1 protein-coding gene is annotated in these 1350 nt (G+C 62.4%); it reads right to left on the bottom strand.

All coding sequences use genetic code 11. The annotated features are described in order from the left end of the window. Window positions 1-1350 (bottom strand): SAM-dependent methyltransferase (locus NMG80_RS19920; RefSeq protein WP_436798643.1); only part of this gene is annotated, 1350 nt, incomplete at both ends.

Raw genomic sequence — 1350 nt, 5'->3', positions numbered from 1 at the left:
ATCGCGTGAAAGCCATTGGCGCGCAGCCATGCCATCTGGCTGTGGAATGCGGCGGGCGTGAGCCGAAAACGGGCGAGCGCGGCCGGACCATCATCGGAGACGCTGTGATACATGAGGACAGGGATACGCTGCCGCCGCTCGCTGCGTGCGACGTCGCGGCGCAAGGCCCGCGCCCCGCCCCAGACGATGTTTCGCGCGACCTCCATGTCGATGGGTGCGCGGATTGGGGCGTAATCGATTGTCGGTTCCGTCGTTTCATGTCCAGGTGAGAGGCGGCGGAAGCGGTCTATGCGATAGAGCTCCGTCTGGATCGATCGCTCGAGGACGAGGCCTTCGGTCGCTGCCAGCGTCTCTGAGATCAGCTGGGCACCGAATTGGTTGTCCCAATCGAAGCCGGTGCTTTCAACATTGTCACGTAAGACGAATGCGTGTGCGTTGATGAAACTGCCGCCAGGCGCCAACGCCTCGACGATTTTTTTGGCGAAGCGCCGCAACTCGGCGAGATCGTCCAAGAAATAGAGCACTTCCGAACAGACGATCAGGTCCATCTCACCCGGCAGCGTGTCCGCGCAGAAATCCAGTACGCCGAACTCAACATTCGGTCTGTCCCTGCAGCGCGCTCGCGCGCGCTCGACGGCTACGGCGGAGATGTCGGTTGCGGTCAAATGGTCCACCCGTGGTGCCAGCTGCCGCGTGAAGTGACCCTCAGCACAGGCCAGCTCAAGCGCCCGTCCTATGCGACCGGCCGGCAGAATTTCGAGCTGCCGCTCGTATTTTTCCTGCTCATAGGGCGAACCGTAGTTCCAGGGATCCTCGGTCTCGAAATAGCGATTCCAGAACGACGTGCGATCATTGTAGCGCCCGGCCGGTGCTCGGCGCGGCAGAGCAAGAGCCTCTGTCGCTTCGGCGCTCGATCCCACCAACCCCTGCGCTTCCGCTGCCAACTGCGCGAGTTTGCCGTAGTGGCTGTCCCGATCAGACCGGCGTCCCGCGATGGGCAGCAATGCCTCTGCTGCAAACATGCTTGCCCTGTTGGCTGCGGCGCCGTGTTGGAGGGCTGGTGCCAGCGATCGGCTCGCAAGCCGCGCGGCACGCGTCATGAACCGGGACGCCATGCGCCTATAGCCGGATAGATTGCGTGTAAGCTCCTCTGGGGGCACGCAATCCCGGATCAATTCGATCCAATGACGCTTTGTCACTCTCCCGAGTACGCCGAACTGCACGAGAGCCCTGATCTGGCCATCCATCATCAGGTAGGCATAGATTTGATCGGTTCCTTCCGGCAGCTCGATCGAGGCCGGATTTCGAGCATCGACGCGAATTCCGAGTGTCCGCGCCAGCCTGCGCGGC

The sequence above is a fragment of the Mesorhizobium escarrei genome, from assembly GCF_935825525.1.
GTDB lineage: Bacteria > Pseudomonadota > Alphaproteobacteria > Rhizobiales > Rhizobiaceae > Mesorhizobium > Mesorhizobium escarrei.
This window is presented reverse-complemented; position numbering and strand designations above follow the sequence as displayed.